Origin of the sequence: Oleiagrimonas sp. C23AA, from assembly GCF_011759385.1 — a bacterium.
Taxonomy (GTDB): domain Bacteria; phylum Pseudomonadota; class Gammaproteobacteria; order Xanthomonadales; family Rhodanobacteraceae; genus Oleiagrimonas.
In genome coordinates, this window is sequence record NZ_JAARLY010000005.1 from 314,406 (window position 1) to 332,738 (window position 18,333).

The following is an 18,333-nucleotide window of genomic DNA, read 5'->3' on the forward strand; positions in this document are numbered from 1 at the left end:
GAGCTAATCCTCCCCCCGCTTGCCTATACCCTCGGCCGCCATGTCCTCTCGATCGCTGTCACTAACGAGCAAGCTATCGTAGAGCGCGGTATACGCGTCCAGCATGGTCTGCAGACTGAATTGCGCCAGCGCGGTGTCACGCCCGGCCCTGCCGTGCTGACGCCGCAACGAGCTATGCATGATGTATTCAGCCAGTGCCATGGAGAACGCCCGCGGCTGACTGGCGGGCACCAGCGTTCCTGTCACCCCATCGACCACCACCTCACCGACGCCGCCAACCTGCGTGGCCACCACCGGCAGCCCGGAGGCCATGGCTTCCAGCAGCACCCCGGGCATGCCCTCGGCGATGGAAGACAACGCAAAGACATCAAACTCAGCCAGCAAGGCCGGAATGTCGCTGCGATTGCCCAGCAACCTAACCTGCCCGGAAAGTCCCAAGTGCGCAATGTGGGATTCCAGCGCAGGACGCTGTGTGCCCTCTCCCACCACCACCAGGCGCAGACGTGTCCGCTGGTCGGGCAGCGCTTCACATAGGCAGCCGAAGGCACTGATCAACCCGGTCTGGTCCTTGACCGCGTCAAGCCGACCCACAGTGCCAATCAGCAAACTGCCAGGTGGAGCGAAATCACGCAGTAGCACGCGCTCAGCCGGATCGCTGCTTGCGTCGGCAAAGGCCGCCACATCGATCCCGTTGGGGATGCATGTCACCCGCTCGGCCGGAATGCCCACGTTGGCCGTCAGCCAGTTGCGCAAATCCGCCGAGACGGCGAGATAGCGGTCGATAAAGGGCAGCAGCCCGCGACGCAGCAATCGATATTTCCGGTTCTCGCCGTTTGGGTCCGCGGCATCTCTTCCCCGCTCGGCGTGGACAACACGCCTGACACCGGCCAGCCGCGCGACAGGTGCCGTGTCCAGTGCCCCAAAATTATAGGTATGGACGATATCCGGCTTCACGCTTCGCAGTACTCGCCACAACCGCAGATAGCAACGCCAGTCCTTGCCGGGCCGTTTGTCCAGCGCCAGGCAGCGAACATCCTCGGGCTCGATTCGATCCCGAAAATCGCCATAACCCTGCAGGCAGATCACCGCATGGCGATAGTGATGACAGGTGCCGTTGATCAACCTTACAAGCATCTGCTCCATGCCGCCGGTATCCAGGCGGTAAAGCACATGCGCAATCAGCGGACGGCGACTCATGGGCGTTCTCCAGCGTCAGCTGGCGGCAGCAGGTCACGCCTGGGCAACGCATGAGCAAACTGTGCCAAATCACGCCTGGCTTGCTCTGCATCGTCATGAGTGATGACTGTCGACCATGCCCACACCGAGGATCGCGGCGGTTGTCCTCGCAGCACAATCCATGCCTGTAGCAACTTAGCCAGCACCGGAGAGCGCGTGCAACGCTGATTCACGCAGTACCGGAACCAGACCAGCCGGGCACCTGTATCTCCCTTCAGCCACAACTCGCCAAGCTTGATACGCTGACCTTGAGTCAGCTGCAGTGATCGAGCGGACTGGCTGAGCACCTGCCCTTGCGCAGGATCGTATAGGCGATTTCCGAAAGTAATAAGGTTATGCCCACGCTGCGGCTGACCAAGGTAGGCGGCATGAAAAAATCCGACCACCCTGCCGCTCGAGGCTGATCGGTAGGCGACATGGATCCACTTCGAGGCGCCCCGGAACATTGGCTGCCAGCCGTCAGCGCCTGCACCGACCACTGACCAGCCTGCGACCGATGGCGCCGTCAAAGAGGTCCCGACTGGGGGCATGGACCTGGCCTTGCCGGTAGCCAGTAACGGCCCTGCAATCAGCAGTACCATCGCCGCTGGCCATAGAGCCACGCGCCAGCCCGCCATCTGGCCGCCCCCTTCAGCGGGAGCCTGCCGCGCCATGGGTGGATCGCGGAAAAACCACCCCAGCAGCAACAGCAGCAACAGCACCGCGCCGAAAAACTGCCAGCCAAACACCATGTGATCGGTACCCGAGGCGTACTTCAGTCCCCAGGTTTCGCCAATCAACACAGTCAAATACACCCTGATGCCATTGGCCAAGACCGGCACTACCGCAGACAGCACGACAAATGCCACCCGCTTCCACATGTATTGATACATCAAATAGGCGTATAGACATCCCAATGCACTGCAGGCAGCGAAGAACTTCACGCCGCTGCAGGCATCCTCCACCATCCAGGTTGCCGTAGGCGTAAGTATCTCGCGACCGTTCAACAGCACCGGGATGCCAGTCAATTCCAGCGCATGTACCGCGAAATGTGCGGTGAAATCCTGCAACGGACCCACCAGTCCATCCCCCCAGGGCACGGCAAAAATCACCAAGTAGCCCAAGGGGAACGCCAACACCCAGAGCGCACGCCATCCCCAGCAGGCCAGCACCAGCGCCGGAAACATTGCCACGAAGGCAAAATGCTGCGCCAGATTGATATCGAGCCGATGACCGGTCCACCACACCAGCACTAGCGCACCCACCATGGTCAGGCCCCAAACGCTGGGCTTGATTGGCCGGGCCATCAGCTCATGGCGCAGGGTCAACGCTACCCATAAGCTCAATGGAAAGATCAGGAAGGCATATTGATAGGTACCGTCCCCCGCCCATGCCTGCCACAGTGACCTGATGGTCTGCCAGAAGCCTGCCAACAGCACAACAACAGCCATACCAAGAACGGCGATCGCACGCTGCCAGCCGGCAGCGCGCGCCAACACAAACACTCGAGCCTTCAACACGCTGCTCACGAGCATGTCTCCCGACCTGGCCCGGCGCTGGCGACCGTGACGAAGACGTGCTCCTGTGCCGGCCGCAGCAAGGCTTCGTAAGCGTCAAGGCTAGCCTCCCAGGCGTAGCGCGACATCACTTCGCCACGGGCTTGCGGTACCCGCTTGGGACACGGCATACGCAGATAACTTAGCGCCTGCGTCGCGATGGTCTCGGGATCATCGCTGATGCAGCCCTCGCGGCCAGGGAAGTCAGCAATACCCTCCCAGGCTTCGGGAGTGGCCAGGATCACCTTCTCCATGGCCATCGCTTCCAGCACCTTGTTTTGGATGCCTCGCGCAATGCGCAGCGGCGCCGTCACAGCATGCGCGTGCGCAAGCCATGGCCGTACGTCATCAACCCTGCCAGTAACGGTGATTCCGTCAAGCTCTCCCAGCGCACGCACCTGCGCGGACGGGTTACTGCCAACGATATAGAAGCGTGCATGAGGCATCTGGCGATGAATGCGCGGCCAGACTTGGCTTGCGAACCACTGCGCGGCGTGCACATTGGCGCGGTAATCCATGGCCCCCACAAAGACAATAGCGTGCACTCCCGCGGGGTAAGGGTTGGCGTACACCTGATCCGGATTCCAGTAATCGGCATCTACGCCATTGGCGATCGCATGAATTTTCCCGGCCAGCGCAGGCACTTGCCGGCGAAAGAATGCCGCTTCGGCTGCCGAGACAAACACGCTGGCATCGAACTTTTCCGCAACCTCTGCCTCCAGTGCCGCCAGACGCCGCGCTTCGCGCCGGTAAACCATGCCCATCACACCATGATGAGCACGCGCATATTGACGCCACTTGTCCGAGTCGGCATCGACGAAATCCATCACCCGCCGGGTCTGCTTGAAAGGCATTGCCAGCGGTGCCACACCCGAGGAATAGCACAGGATCACGTCCGGCTTGTGCTCGACCATAACTTGATCTATCCAGCCGCGCATAACGCGATCTCGATACACGCCAACGGTGAGCGGCCGGCCACGCAGGAGCGCCATCAAAGCCCGCCAACGTGATGCCCATCGGTTCAGCGGTCGCACACATACGTCCGCGCACAGGGCCTCGACCGCATCAACGTGTGGCCAATCGGCGGAATCATCCACGAAAGTACCCAGGTAGACCCTGTAGTGCTCGGCCAGTCGGCGCAGCACATGGTAGGAGCGAATCTTGTCGCCCTTGTTGGGCGGCCACGGCAAACGGTGGCAGAGAAACAATACCGATTGCATGGCAACGCTATCCCAGATCGCGTGCCAGCCAGGGACCGATGACACGACTCACCGGTAACGGCAGTCGCTGCCAGGCTTTGATGAACGCTGCATACTTACGATTGGTGGGGCTGACATTCGGCACCTCGTCGGCCCGCACCAGGTAGTAGGCGTAGCACAGCGGCTCGGGCTCGAAACCCCAGTGCTTCTTGAAATCATGCGATCCCGTGCCCTGCTTGCTGCGTCCGAAGTCGAACACGCGCGCGCCGCGCTCGGTGGCACGCTGCATCAACGACCAGTACATGAAATCGTTGGCGGCCAGATCACGACCTCGCGCCACGCTTCCCCCGTAATAGGGATGCACTTCATCACGGAAGTAAAAGCTCATCACCGCCGCCACCGGCTGACCTTCGTGACTGACCACCGTTACTTCACAGTCGTCACCGAAGCTCTGCAGCAGCTGCCGGTAATATTTGAGTGGCAGCACGGGCGTGCCCAGGTTACGCACACTTTCGGCGTAGACGCGGTAGAAACTGTCCAGGTCCCGTCCGTGATGCGCCTGCAGATTTGCCTTGATGCCCTTGCGCACCATGGCCCGCTGCTTGCGCGGAATCGCCTTCATGTTTTGCTCGTGATCCGGATGGATGGCTTTGCGAAAGCTGACGTAAAGGTCCTTGATCGGCCAGTCATGCTGGCGCTGCTCGCGATCACGCAACTCGAGATAATCCACCTGCAGATCATCGGCCAGCACCTTGGCCGCCGCCCTCAGTTGCCGCTCGCTTTCGTCGTCGCGTGCGACGGCACCGCCATAGACACAAAATGGCGTCGAAATAAGCGCATGACCAAATAGACGGCTACGAATTTCGGCAAGAGGCAGCACACCGGTGATCGATCCGTTCTGCTCGGCGTACAGGTAGTGACAACGATGCCGCAAAACGTTCTGAATGATCTTTCGCCAAGCACTCAGATGGAAAAAGGTTGCCCGCGGCTCGGTGGTTACGAACGCGTCCCAGCGTCCCTCGTCGCCGTGCTGCAAACGCCTGACCACGGGTGAACTGACGAGATGACCGTCATCCGAATGGACGCGCATGCGAAATCCCCCCTTGGTGCGCAGTGGGTGCATCGGGCTGCAGCGTTACCACCGGGTAATCGGCATGTCCGGGAGCGAGAAAAACCTTGTCCATGCGGTCAAAGCGGAAATCGCGCACCAATTGCTCGATACGGGGCGCGGTGCGTGCCAGGTTGAGATAGTGCCGCACGCGATTCTTCGTCGTCACCCCGGGGACGCGAGGCTGATCCGGATCAACCTCCCAGGGGTGAAAATAGAACACGCCCGAACGCGATTCCCGCCGATTGACACGGCGCAGCCCACGCCTGAACAGCGCATAGGGCAACAGCCGGAAATAACCACCACCGCCACACGGCCAGTTGCGGTTCCACATCCGCATGGTGGTCACAGGAATTTCAAGCATGCCTTCGTGTTTGGTGAAAAAGGCAAATCGCGGCGCTTCCGGCATGCCATAAAGGTCATGACGAATGGGTACGATGCTGGAGCTGTAGTCATAGCCCGCCTCTCGAAGTGCCTCATAGGCCCAGAGGGTGGTCGGACCAACGGAATAACTGGGCGCCCGATAGCCGCGCACAGCGGTACCGGTCAGGTCTTCCAACATGTGCTTGGTGCGCACAACCCCCTCACTGAAAGCCGCCCGGCTGAGTGTGGTGATGCGCTCATGACCAAAACCGTGGCTGGCTACCTCGTGACCTGCTGCCGCTATCTCTCGCATCAGCGCCGGAAAGCGTTCAGCCACCCAGCCCAGGATGAAGAAAGTGGCGTGCACATCATGACCCTCGAAAAGCTCAAGCACGCGTCGCGTGTTGGCCTCGACACGCACTGGCCAATGCCCCCAGTCCTGACGATGGATGCAGTCCTCGAACGCGGCGACCTGGAAGTAATCCTCCACATCCACCGTCATGGCATTGATCACAGGACTGGATTGCGGCGACTTCAGATTCATTTGTCGCCATCTTCCGGCATGTCGCCACCGGTACGATCACGGCCTTCCGTATCGTCATCCTCGGTCACCGAAGCTACAGATCGCTGGTGGATCGTCTTGCGAAGACGAATAGTTTCCCGCATCAAGCGCAGCAACACCTTGTTGGCGTTCATTTCCAGCTTGGTGTATTGGGCTTCCTGCGCAGAGGCAGCCGGATTCTGCGTGGCGCCTGGTGCATAAGGGGTTTCGGATGCCTCCAGGGTCGCTGGCATCTCAGGCATCTCATCACGGATTTCTTCGAGCACCGTGGCCACAGCCACATCATCAAGCTCGTGCAGCTCCTCCAGATATCCGTGCAGCAGCAACCGGTCCATGATCAGGTTGATGCGACGAGGAATGCCTCGACTGGCCTCGTAGACGGTCGAAAAGATCCCCGGCGTGAAGTCTGGGTCATGGTCCCAGCCCACCGCCTGCAAGCGGTGCAAAATATACGCCCGACTCTCCTCCTCGCCTAAAGGCTCCAGGCGATGGGAGACAATCACTCGCTGACGCAGCTGCTCCATGCGATTGTTGATGATCAACCCGCGTAGTTCACTCTGACCAACCAGGAACACCTGCAAAAGCGCACGACCATCACACTCCATGTTGGACAGGATGCGAAGCATTTCCAGCGCCGACGGCGTCAACGTCTGCGCCTCGTCCACCACCAACAGGGCGTGCGCATGCCGCTCACGAAGCGTCTTGAGATGTCGCTTCAGATCCTGCAGCAACGCCTCCTTGCTGCGCCGCTCATAGGGCAGATCGAAGGCCGACGCCACCGCCGGTAGAATATCCTCGCTTCCCAAGTTGGCCGAAGCAATGCTGGCCATCGCTATCTGGCGATGTGCCACCTCCTCCAGCAGGCGCTGGATAAGCAGCGTCTTGCCGGTACCGACAGGCCCCGTGATCATCACGAAGCCCTCGCCCTGCTCAAGGCCATAAAGCAGATACGCCATGGCGCGCTTGTGCCCCTTGCTGGGAAACAGCATGGCCGCATCTGGCGTCAGCTGAAAGGGCTTGCCGCGAAGGTTGTAAAACGCCTGATACATACTGGCCTCAGAGCAGATGGGTCCACTGCAGGAAAATCACATTCACGTTGTATCCGTGTGCACCCGGCAATGCAGAGGACACATCACTGGTGTCGTGACGAAACTTCACGCTGGCAAAGTCCTTGGCGCTGAACTGATGCACCAGAGCCAGTTCCTCATATAGGTTGTCTCGGTCCTGTCCATCGCGAAACTTGTAACGCTGCCAGCCAAGCGTCGGTGTCAGCGTGGTGAACGCGCCCACCTCAAAACGCCAGTCCACATTGGCGTTCCGAACACGCTCGCCACGGGTTCCAGGCGCAAAAAAGGTTCGCCGCTCGTCATACATCGCGACTCGCAGTTTGCTGTCGGGCATGTCGTATTCAGCCGACACCGTGGCGCGCTTCATGAGATAGGCCTGCCGCTGCGAAAGCGAAGGGATGATTGAACCGTTCACAGGCGTCGAGACGATGTCGCCGGGATTTTGTCCCAGCAACTGCTGGTTGATATCCGTGGGCTGCTCCACATAGCTCACCGTTGTATTCAACCGAGCAGCCGTATGCCGCCACGAGAACTGATAGCTGCGACCGTAGAACCGGTGTCCGAACTTCGCTTCCAGAGAGTTGAGAGCATCGGCCCAGGAAACGCCCACGTCCCAGAAGCTGGCACCCAGCTTGTCCACCGACCCATCCGGAAAAAACTGGCTTTCCCGCCCGGCATCGGCCAGCAGGCGCAGACTGTAGTTGAGCTCGACATAGCCCCCGGCCTGAGCGATCGCATACTCCAGCCCGCGGCCATAGTCGGGTTCAATGCGTTGATCCGAGTAACGCAAATTCCAGCCCACAGACCTGTCCTTGGGACTGCTGAACCCGAACTGCAGCGTATGACTGCTCACGTCAGGCACGCCGGCCAGAACGTTCTCGCTCTGCTTTTGTGAGGGGATACCGTTGGTGTTGTAGACCACCCGGCCGTAGCTGTAACGCAGGGTAGCCGTACCCACATCAGCCACGTCTTGGACCCAATAAGGACTGAGCGTACCGCGGGCGACGTTGGCGCGGTTGTTACTCAGAAAATACGTTCCCGGTACGGCGGATGTCTCGTTGCTTATGATCTGACTTCCGTATACCGCCGAACCTGAGATGAAAAAGTGATCAGGCAGTACCGTCACACTACCCTGCGCATCCAGGTTGTGAGTCAGCTGCTTGCCGTGATGCTGGCCCTCATACAGATAGCCGGTAAGCGTGTAATCGATCACGCCGGACAGTCGTTTACCACTGTAGGCGGCCCTAAGAAAAGGCTCCACCTGCGTGATCCAGCTGGCCTGCTTGGAACGTCCCGACGCGGCGAGCCTGAGGTTATCGGTGTAGAGCTCGCCGACGGTGACGCCAGCCACCCATCCGGGATTGTCAACTGAAGGTTGCGCAATGGTACCCACCGGTGCGCTCCCCCCCTGGCTCTGCGCCGCCGACTCAGGCGTCGAGGCCGGTGCATACCCGTCAGGTGGTGATAGCTGCTGCGCTATTGCGGTCGGGCAAGCGACGATGAAAAGCGCGGAGGACATCATGGCCAACGGCAAGGCGGCCCGGCGCGTGCCTGCTTTCAACGTCCGACGTCGTTTGTAACCGGACTTAATAACCATATCCGCTACCGTAGTGGTCCTCACTCGCGGATAGTTGACTCATGTTGAGTATCAGGCCGACAAACTGGGAATCATTAAGACATTGCAGGGAAGCATCCAGCGCCTGGGTTCGCGTACGACGAGCAGCGACCACCATGACAACTTGTCCCATGTAGGAAGCAAGTACCTGCGACTCAGGCGTAGCCAGCAAGGGAGAAGAGTCGAACACCACCAAGCGTCGACGGTTGTGACCTCCAAGCGCATCCAGCACAGTTTCCATGCGCCGACTGCCAAACAACTCCGCCGTGAGTGGATGTGGCTTTCCCGCGGGAACCACGCTGAGATTATCAATGTCGGTTGGCACGATGACGGTTTCAGACTGGACTGCATCGCCTGTCAAAAGATCCATCAAACCGGGGCGATCGGCCAGCCCCAAGGCGCGCGACAAACTCGACCTCGGAATATCGCCGTCCACCAACAACACCTCGAAATCTGGCTCCCGAGCCAAGCTCAACGCCAGATTTACGGAGGTAAATGTCTTGCCTTCACCCTCTCCCGAACTGGTCACCACGATACGTTCGGAGTGAGCAGGCACCTTGGCAGCCTTCTTGGTCGCATTAGCCAACAGCGGCCGTTTGATACGCCGCATCTGATCCTTCAGTCGCGATTCGCCATCGGCATCCGCGGGAAGGTAACCCGCGCGTCTTAAAGCAGCCTGGTCGATGTGCCAACGTACTGGCACTTCACCGTCAGGCTCTGATACGTGCTGCCGTGTCTGCAATCGTTCAATGGTCGATCCTGAATCGTCCGCTACCTTCCCTTCGGGCATGATGACTGCCGGCGATTGCTGCTCGTCAGGGCGCAGTGCCTTCAGCTTTTCTGCCGCTTTCTCAACTATGCTCATAGGGGCCCCAAGACGAAGAAGTGCTGAACGAAGTGGGTAAGAGGAGCATTAAATGCGATACCGATGACCAGCACCACCGCCAACAGCCCTCCACCCGTGCAAAAGCCGATGACCTCCTTTCGCCGGGTTGCCTGCCGAGCCCTTGAGACCACCAGACCGATTGCACCTATGACAGGGTATCCACTGACTTCACGCAAGCCCTTGAGACTGACGAAAACCGGATTTATTTTGTGAAGGAAATAAGCGAATCCGCCACCCACGCCCAGTGCCATGGCAAAAACGACCAGAAGCAAGACGGCGCGTTTGGGGCTGACCGGCCGCATGGACGCATCCGGCGGATTGACCACCCGGAACTTCAGGTTATTACCACTTTGAGTGGCATCCTGCGACAAATGGGCAGTGTTCAGATGACTCAATAACTCGTCGTATTGCTTTTTGGTTGTCTCGTAGTTCCTGGAAAGCTTCTGAAGGGTAGCCTGAACGCCAGTGATGCGCCCCGCCTGGGAATGCAGGTCGGAAATACGCTGCTTCTGCAGGTTTATTTGAGTCGCCAGAGACTGAATTTTAACCTGCATTCCATATAGCGACTTCTGCATTTCCTGATAAACAGAGTTATCGGAAACCACTCCCATTGAAGATGATCCAGGGGAACTTTTCTTTAATGCATCCCGACGTGCTTTCAGCTGCGAAATCATGCGCTTAGTCGAAACGACGTCCGGATACTTTTCGGTGTAGTTAAGAAGAAGCGTGTTGAGCTTTTGCTGATAAGATGCAATCTGCGAATCGATTTGCTGAGTTCGCGGGTCTACGCCTCCGGAGCTAGGGTCCGTCTCCATCGCCCGCATCTGTTTCAACGTGGTGGCACGGGTCGCCAGCTCTGTTTCATATTGGTCCTGAAGCGTTTGAAGCTGAGTCTCGGCCTCTTGAAGACGAGCGAAGTAATTACCGCCACCTTGGCTTGGAAGGTAAGCAATATTTTCCTTCTTGAAGTCTGCCAGCTTGCTCTCAGCATCATTCAGCTTCTGACTATAGTCGTTGACCTGTTGCTGGAGGAAGCTCTGCGCTGAGTCCGTCGATGCGTTGTTTTGCCCCAACGTGTCATTCATCAATATTTGCAGGAACCCCTGCACCACACGCTTGGCCACCTGCCGATCAGGGTCGTCATAGGTGAGGTTGTACAGGTCCTTGGCGCCGGCATCATTGATCTTCACCGCATTACCGAGATTATCCAACAAATCCTCCATTTCAGCGGGTGTGGTGGCCCGTGATGAAAGACCGGTTTTGTTGGCCACGATCTCCAGATTGGGCCGAGATAGCAATGTATGTGTGATGATTCTCAGCCGTTGTCGCACATCAGGCTGAACGGCGACCCCTCGGAGAAGCGGATTGGTCAGCGCCTCGGTATCCGCATACACCTGAGCACTGGCCTCGTACTTGTTGGGCAAGCTGAACACCAGCGCCGCACCTACCAGCATGATGCACCACGCCACAATCAGCGCGTACCAACGGTACCGCCAGGCTGCACGCAACTCTAGAAGCAAGTTCTCGAGAATTTCGTGCAAATTGAACGATGAACTCTGCATTGCCCTTTCCAGGTGTCGCCAAGGTGTTCAGATCTGAATTGAACCCGATTCAGAAAAGTGACTCGGGAATGATGAGAATATCCCCCGGACGCATGACGACATTGTATTTAATCTCGCCATTCATCAGATCACCGAGACGTACCGGGATTGCCTTCTCTTCGCCGCCAGGCAAGTGACGGATGATTTTGGCGCGATTTCCCGCGGCGTACTTGGTAAGACCACCAACATCAATCATCATATCCAGTACCGTCATACCGGCCCGGTACGGAACCGATTTGGGTGTGGTCGCCTGCCCAATGACTCGCACCTGCTGACTGTAGGCGCCTACGAATTTTTTCACGATGACCGTGACCAAAGGCGAACGTATATAACGACCCAAGGCTTTTTCCAGGTCGCCCGCCAATTCGTCAGGCGTTTTGCCGGCAGCGGTGATGGACTGGACAAGAGGTATGGAAATACGCCCGTCCGGCCGAACTGGCACAGAGGTAGTGAGATTGGGATTATCTCGCACGAAGATATCCAATGAATCCCCCGGACCGATAATATAACGCTCGGTCAAATGAGGCGCTGACGTCGTCGACTTGATCGCAGGCGGAGTGCTGCAACCGACGAGCACCAAAATGCCAGCCAACATTGTCAACCAGACAAAAGATTTAATCGATAGCGTTTTCAATGGTTGGTCTCCAAAATTTTCAGCGTGCGCCGCGCCCGAACAGCACAACTTCCACGGTTTGTATCAATATCGCGATGTCAAAGATCAAACTATGATTTTTGACATAGAAAAGATCAAACTTCAGTTTTTCCTGCGCATCTTCCATGGAGGCACCATAGGGATATCGAAGCTGCGCCCATCCAGTGAGACCCGGCTTTACAGAGTGACGTAACGGATAGTATGGAATACTGATATTGAAATCCTTGACGAACTGCGGTCGTTCTGGTCGAGGACCGATAATGCTCATGTTTCCTCTAAGCACATTCCACAGTTGTGGAAGCTCATCCAGGCGAGTCTTTCGTATCAGTTGACCCGTACGGGTAACTCTGCTGTCGTTGGTTGTGGCCCACTGTGCCACGCCATTGATTTCAGCGTCGGTTCGCATACTCCGGAATTTTATGAGCATGAACGGCTTGCCATTGGCCCCAACACGCTCTTGTCTATAGAGAATCGGCGCCCCTCTCCCGGATTCCAGTCGAATAGCCAGTGCAGTCACCAGCATGAAAGGCCAAGCAACAAGCAGCACCAAAGAAGCTACAACGATATCGAACGCTCGCTTGATGACGTTACGCAGCGGCGAAATATTGAAGCCGCCGGAAAACACCAGCCAGGAAAGGTTATTGAGCTCCAGCTTGATCGAGCCAGCCTCACGCTCAAAGAACTCGGAGATCTCGGTGACTTCAACACCTCGGACCTTGCACTGCATTAACGCGTCGACAGGAAGGGTATCGCGACGCTCATCAGGCCCTACCACGATTTCGTCCACGTCCAGTTCAGCGATCCAGTCACAAATGGGTTGATCGGGATGTATCAGCAAGGACTCGGGCACATTTACAGGGTCCTGGCCAACGGGCACATATCCAAGGACCTTGAAGCCACGCTGATCAGTCTTTCGGCGCATTTTGCGGGCAATCTGCGCCGCGCGTTCACCGGCACCGAATATGATGACCCGTCGCTTCAATGCATCCGTATCAAGAAATCCCAGGAAGATGATTCGCCATAGTGCTATCAGGAAAGCACCCAGGAGCAGAGAAATACCCAGAATGCCTCGGCCGATATAGGCGGCGGGGATGGCGTAATACAGGACGGCGAGTGCCGCACTGCCCAACATGAAGCCAACGATTAATCGACTGAACTGACCCAGCCAGCTGGCGCGAAGGTGCATCTGATAAAGGCCCAATGCAGCCATCCCCAGGCTCATGATGCATGCGGCCAGACAGGCCCGCCACAGCAAACCATCACCCGATACAGCTCGTGATGCAGGGTCTCCCCAAAATCGCAGCCACAAGGCGATGTGGATGCTTGCCACTAGCAAAGCCACGTCGACAAGCACCAGAAACAGCTGCCAGCGGACCGCTCTCAACCTGAATACTCGGTACATAACTGCGCGCCCCCCCGCTCGCTGCTTGGCCGCCTTCGCCCTTAGTGATTCGCCACGGCGTGGCGGCGCCCCCACTATGCCTGCTTTGCGTGACTTTTGCGACCAAGATCACATTTCCAGGAAAACCACTTGACGTTCGCTGGATCGAACGTTCCCACGCGACGCTATAGTAGATGCGCTGACGCCTCCTGTTGTAGGCATCGCACATGAAGGGAGTCGCCCATTTGACTATTGTTCATGAACTTGAACGTGACCGAGCACGTAAGAGCGCATCAACCAACGGCCGGCTCTACTCTGACATCTGCACGGACACTCGCCGGGCATCAATCACTTCCCCAGCCAGAACCGTGCTTCACCAAGGCGTGTAAGGCTGAGCCGGCAATACACGGCGCACATGAGCTCGGCTAGCAATCGTTCTTGTGATAAGGGCGCTTTACCCAGCGATGCTTCATTCGCAAAATCGCAAGGCCCAGCCCGAACAAGCCGCGTGGCTGGCACCACGGGTCAACACTGCCCCGCCCCCACCGAGGGCAGCGCTTAGACACATAAGAAGGGAAAAGAAAGAACGCGCCGGGGCATCAAGACTTTCGGTGCGCAATCTGCGCCCGGACCAAGTACCCGCCATCTCTTTGAGAGCCAAGGATGGACAAGCAAACCTCGCGACGGCTCGAGCTAACTGGTACTAGAATGCGCCAAAGCCCATCGAGTCCGTCGAGACGGACATCGGCTCGTAGTCGAGCTACGCTCTGTGTCGATGCTAGCGTGGCGCTCCCCGCATTCGATCCACCCATGTCGTCATGCGGTTGACGCCTGACGACAGAGTCGTGGGCAAGGCTCAGGAAGCCGGTCACAATCGCGGCGTGTAGCGATCCGCATGGTTTGCCGGTGGGCTGCCGCTCAGCAGGCGACCTCAAGCTCAAGCAACGCTTCACTCTCGCCCTCGGCAGCTGGCTCAACGAGCGCCGACAGCTTGGATGGCAATGTCGGACTTGTAGCGCCAAGGTCAACCTGGTAGCGGGCTTGCAGGAAATGGGCAATCCGCGAGTCACGCAACTGATTGGTCTCGAACTCGAAGCGATCCGCGAACGCGCTCCGAGGAATCGGATTGTCACGAGCATCTGCGAGCCCGCGTGGCAGCACGTCATTTGACAACACTTCGCTAAGACGCAGACGCAACAGCACTACCGGATTGTCCCGCACCAGAGCATAGGTGGTGGCAGGCGCATACTCTTCAAAGCCGTAGCAACGTATGTAGAACTGCGCATGTCGCGGGTGCACACCAATGACGATGTCAGAGATGTCGCAATGCAACCCAAAATGGACCGCCCAGCGCATCATGCTGAACAATGCACCGATGCTACGGGAGGCATTTCGGCGCCGATCAGCCAGCATGCCCACCTCCATCAGGCGGCGCCCCTGCGCCCGCAGATCGTCCAGATAGGCACCATAGACACTGTCCAGGGCGAGCCCCTTCGGGTTATCGCGGAACAGAGTCATGGTATAGCCGACATCGGGACCGATAGGGCCGGATATCACGCAGGCATGCGACCCTACCGCCGTCGGAGCCGTATGGATGGAGAAAACATTTTCCTCGATCAGCCCCATTTCCGAATACCGATCGTAGACCAGCTGCCATGCAGCCTCGACCTCTTCAAGGCTGCTCGCGCAAGAGCAGGTTGGCTCGCTGCTGCGCACGTCAAGATTCGCGCGAATTGCCCGGACATCATCAGCCGGTTCGGGCATAGCTACCGCTCTCATTGCATTCATGGTTTCAGCTTCCAGTTCGCAGCACGTCGGTTGGAGGTAACGCACACACCGTCGATCACTTCGGTACCAGCACCAAACGTGCCAACGCCCCAAGGACGTAGTAAGTGAACGCTGCAACAGGCGCACGACCTCCCCGTTTGGCTGCGTTGAGGCAAAACCAATCGGTCATTACGTCCTGTAAGAAGTGATCGAAAGTGGAGCACCACGCCGTTCAGCGCAGATACAATCGACGACGGACTGGTGCAACACCGGTCGAGCCCCCAAGGTGCGAAACCTAGACATGGCTCAAGCTGAAGCCCTGCGAATGGCCCATCCAGCATCTGCCGGATACGCCAAGAAATGTCAGGTGGCCGCCACGCTTCGTAACTTTTGGCCCAGTATGGACCGTGATCGCACACCGCCCTGAAGCGTCGATTGTAGATATTTCACTGTCAATCTAACGTGAACTTTTGAGCGGTGCAACCCTTGAGACATAGCGCAAGTTATTGGAACAACTCACAATATAAAGAAAACGTTACGGGCTCTACCTGCCTGCGGCCTCGCGAGGCGAGCGCGTGCCGCACAGGGTTGAGGCCACCAAGCGCGTGATGCACTTGCCGCCAACCGGCCGCCTCGCCTACACCCTCCGTCGGCGGCCAGGAAAGTCGCTGTAAACACGATGGTCTCAAGTGACGGCATCAGACCCCATAGTAGTCGCGGTACCAGCACACGAATGCGGCCACGCCCTCTTCCACCGACACCTTGGGGCGATAACCTACCGCGCTGATCAGGTCGGACACGTCGGCCTCGGTGTCGGGAACATCACCGGGCTGCAGGGGCAACATCTGCATTTCGGCCTTGCGGCCAAGGCAATCCTCAAGCACCTCGATATAACGCATCAACTCCACCGGCTGCTCGTTGCCTATGTTGTAAATGCGGTAGGGGGCAACCCCACTGCTGGCAGGATCGGGGGCCTGACCGCTCCACTCGCGATCCTCACCAGGTGGTCGGTCGAGACTGCGCAGCACACCCTCGACGATGTCATCAACATAAGTGAAGCTGCGCTTGTGTTTGCCGTGATTGAAGACCTTGATCGGTTCGCCTTCAAGGATCGCGCGGGTAAACAGGAACAGGGCCATATCCGGACGTCCCCACGGCCCGTATACCGTGAAAAAGCGCAATCCCGTGCAAGCAATACCGTACAGATGAGCGTAGCTGTGGGCCATCTGCTCATTGGCCTTCTTCGTTGCCGCATAGAGCGTCAGCGGATGCTCGGCTGACTGGTGCTCCGAAAACGGCATCGCGGTGTTGGCGCCATAGACCGAGCTGGTCGAGGCGAAGACCAGGTGATCAACGCCATGATGGCGGCAGCCTTCTAGCACGTGAAGGAACCCGGTGAGGTTGCTGTCCACGTAGGCGTGGGGATTTTTAGCCGCGTAGCGCACCCCTGCCTGCGCCGCAAGATGCACGACGCGCTGCGGTGCATGCTGCTCGAAGGCCGCCTCCATTGCGCCGCGATCCTGCAGATCTGCCTGTACGTGCGTGTATCTGGGATGCTCTGCGAATCGCGCCAGGCGAGCCTTTTTCAGGTTGACGTCATAGTAATCGTTGAGATTGTCCAGACCCACCACTTCATCGCCGCGCGCCAACAAGGCAAGCGTGACACCCGAACCAATGAAACCGGCGCTGCCGGTAACCAGTACTTTCATATCCTGAGATTCCCGCTTTACAGACGGCCGTCGACTTCGCCCTTGGGCAACACGTACTTGACGTCGTAGACCACCGAGACCGGCTTACCCAGACGCCGGACGCCCGCGGCCCCCTGCTCGGCGAACTGACGGTGCCCCACGGCCAGCACGACCGCATCGTAGCCACCCTGCTCGGGATCGGCGACCAGCTCCAGACCATACTCGTGCTCGGCCTCCCGAGGCTCCACCCACGGATCGTGGATATCCACATCGATGCCGTAAGCACGCAGAGCCTCAATAATGTCCACGACGCGTGTGTTGCGCAGATCCGGGCAGTTCTCCTTGAATGTCAGGCCGAGCACAAGCACACGCGCCCCGACGGGATTGATACGCTTGCGCACCATCAGCCGGATGACTTCACTGGCGATATAGGTGCCCATGTTGTCGTTGGTGCGACGGCCAGCGAGAATCACGTCGGGATGGTGACCCACCTGCTGTGCCTTGTAGGTCAGATAGTACGGATCGACGCTGATGCAATGACCGCCGACCAGGCCTGGACGGAACGGCAGGAAATTCCACTTGGTACCCGCTGCCTCCAGCACTTCCAGTGTATCGACGCCCAGCTTGTTGAATAGGATGGCCAGGTCATTGATCAGGGCGATGTTGAGATCGCGCTGGGTGTTCTCGATGACCTTTGCGGCCTCGGCCACCTTCAATGAGCTGACCGGATGCGTTCCCGCGGTGATGATCGAGCCATAAAGACGATCGACGAACTCGGTCGCTTCGGGGGTCGAGCCGGACGTCACCTTGAGGATATTGGTGACCCGATGCTCCTTGTCACCGGGGTTGATGCGTTCAGGGCTGTAGCCGACAAAGAAGTCCTGGTTGTAGGTCAATCCCGAACCGCGCTCCAGCAGCGGAACGCAGACTTCTTCGGTGCAACCGGGGTAAACCGTTGACTCAAAGATCACTACATCACCGGCACCAAGCACCTTGCCCAGCAGCTCACTGGCGCCGACCAGGGGTGACAGGTCCGGCCGCTTGGCATTGTCGATGGGGGTCGGCACGGTCACGATATAGACATTGCAGTCGGCGATATCCTCCAGGCTGGCGGTAAAGCTCAGCTGGCCTGCCGATGCCAATTCGTCGCTGGAGACTTCCAGCGTGTCATCGCGGCCCTCCTGCAATCGCGCAATGCGCTGCGCATTGATGTCAAAGCCCTTGGTGGGGTAGCGCTTTCCAAACTCCACGGCGAGAGGCAGGCCGACATACCCAAGCCCCACAATCGCGATCTTGCTGCTTTCCGTCTTGCGCATACACAGATCCTGTTGTGTCGATACATAGATGAAACGGGGGGCGCAGGTATCCAGCCAGACCAGATTCCGCCGACACGCCTGCCCCCTGGTCAGTTCAACGAGGAAAAGCTTTCCCACGATGTCTGGTCGCGGCAACCACATGCCCCAAACCGTGATGTCCTCTCATTATCCACCGTTACCTTTCAGCTCGCGCACATTAACCGATGATCTGGTCGACCAGTTCATCGGCCAGTTCGGATGCCGGTCGAGCCTCGGTCGACAAGCGGATCTCTGGCGACTGGGGTGGCTCATACGGTGAATCGATGCCGGTGAAGTTGCTCAGCTCGCCGGCGCGGGCCTTGGCGTACAGGCCCTTCA

General features: G+C 58.3%; 15 protein-coding genes. All 15 read right to left on the bottom strand.

Features of this window, described 5'->3' with window-relative positions:
* Positions 1-3: 3 nt before the first annotated feature.
* On the bottom strand, positions 4-1,197 hold the full coding sequence (locus HBF24_RS10850) for a TIGR03088 family PEP-CTERM/XrtA system glycosyltransferase (RefSeq protein WP_167172734.1): 1,194 nt from the start codon (positions 1,195-1,197) through the stop codon (positions 4-6).
* A complete protein-coding gene (gene xrtA / locus HBF24_RS10855; protein WP_343162750.1) occupies positions 1,194-2,744 on the bottom strand; it encodes an exosortase A in 1,551 nt (516 codons plus the stop codon). Before xrtA ends, HBF24_RS10850 begins: the two co-directional genes overlap by 4 nt.
* On the bottom strand, positions 2,741-3,991 hold the full coding sequence (locus tag HBF24_RS10860) for a TIGR03087 family PEP-CTERM/XrtA system glycosyltransferase (RefSeq protein WP_167172738.1): 1,251 nt from the start codon (positions 3,989-3,991) through the stop codon (positions 2,741-2,743). Before HBF24_RS10860 ends, xrtA begins: the two co-directional genes overlap by 4 nt.
* Before the next feature lie 7 nt (positions 3,992-3,998).
* Positions 3,999-5,060, bottom strand: coding sequence for a FemAB family XrtA/PEP-CTERM system-associated protein (locus tag HBF24_RS10865; RefSeq protein WP_167172740.1), 1,062 nt, complete (start codon positions 5,058-5,060; stop codon positions 3,999-4,001).
* Positions 5,041-5,985 carry an XrtA system polysaccharide deacetylase gene (locus HBF24_RS10870; protein WP_167172742.1) on the bottom strand — a complete coding sequence of 315 codons (945 nt, stop codon included), beginning with the start codon at positions 5,983-5,985 and terminating at the stop codon, positions 5,041-5,043. Before HBF24_RS10870 ends, HBF24_RS10865 begins: the two co-directional genes overlap by 20 nt.
* Entirely contained in the window at positions 5,982-7,052 is a 1,071-nt protein-coding gene (locus tag HBF24_RS10875; RefSeq protein WP_167172744.1) for an AAA family ATPase, read from the bottom strand. The genes HBF24_RS10870 and HBF24_RS10875 overlap by 4 nt, the downstream gene beginning before the upstream one ends.
* 7 nt (positions 7,053-7,059) lie before the next feature.
* Complete coding sequence (locus tag HBF24_RS10880; protein WP_240922451.1) at positions 7,060-8,667, bottom strand: TIGR03016 family PEP-CTERM system-associated outer membrane protein; 1,608 nt, start codon at positions 8,665-8,667, stop codon at positions 7,060-7,062.
* Complete coding sequence (locus tag HBF24_RS10885; protein WP_167172746.1) at positions 8,657-9,550, bottom strand: AAA family ATPase; 894 nt, start codon at positions 9,548-9,550, stop codon at positions 8,657-8,659. The genes HBF24_RS10880 and HBF24_RS10885 overlap by 11 nt, the downstream gene beginning before the upstream one ends.
* Entirely contained in the window at positions 9,547-11,133 is a 1,587-nt protein-coding gene (locus HBF24_RS10890; RefSeq protein ID WP_167172748.1) for an XrtA system polysaccharide chain length determinant, read from the bottom strand. The genes HBF24_RS10885 and HBF24_RS10890 overlap by 4 nt, the downstream gene beginning before the upstream one ends.
* Positions 11,134-11,182: 49 nt before the next feature.
* Positions 11,183-11,806 (bottom strand): XrtA/PEP-CTERM system exopolysaccharide export protein, encoded by a 624-nt coding sequence (locus tag HBF24_RS10895; RefSeq protein ID WP_240922452.1) that lies wholly within the window; start codon positions 11,804-11,806, stop codon positions 11,183-11,185.
* Positions 11,807-11,825: 19 nt separating this feature from the next.
* Positions 11,826-13,226 (bottom strand): TIGR03013 family XrtA/PEP-CTERM system glycosyltransferase, encoded by a 1,401-nt coding sequence (locus tag HBF24_RS10900; protein WP_167172750.1) that lies wholly within the window; start codon positions 13,224-13,226, stop codon positions 11,826-11,828.
* Positions 13,227-14,123: 897 nt separating this feature from the next.
* Positions 14,124-14,969 carry a hypothetical protein gene (locus HBF24_RS17210; RefSeq protein WP_206064283.1) on the bottom strand — a complete coding sequence of 282 codons (846 nt, stop codon included), beginning with the start codon at positions 14,967-14,969 and terminating at the stop codon, positions 14,124-14,126.
* 701 nt (positions 14,970-15,670) lie between these two features.
* A complete protein-coding gene (locus tag HBF24_RS10910) occupies positions 15,671-16,681 on the bottom strand; it encodes an NAD-dependent epimerase (RefSeq protein ID WP_167172753.1) in 1,011 nt (336 codons plus the stop codon).
* 17 nt (positions 16,682-16,698) lie between these two features.
* Positions 16,699-17,976 (bottom strand): Vi polysaccharide biosynthesis UDP-N-acetylglucosamine C-6 dehydrogenase TviB, encoded by a 1,278-nt coding sequence (gene tviB / locus HBF24_RS10915; protein WP_167172755.1) that lies wholly within the window; start codon positions 17,974-17,976, stop codon positions 16,699-16,701.
* A 196-nt stretch (positions 17,977-18,172) separates the two neighbouring features.
* The gene (locus HBF24_RS10920; protein ID WP_277344538.1) at positions 18,173-18,325 is read right to left on the bottom strand and encodes an adenylyl-sulfate kinase; all 153 of its coding nucleotides are present in this window, start codon (positions 18,323-18,325) and stop codon (positions 18,173-18,175) included.
* Positions 18,326-18,333 lie beyond the last annotated feature (8 nt).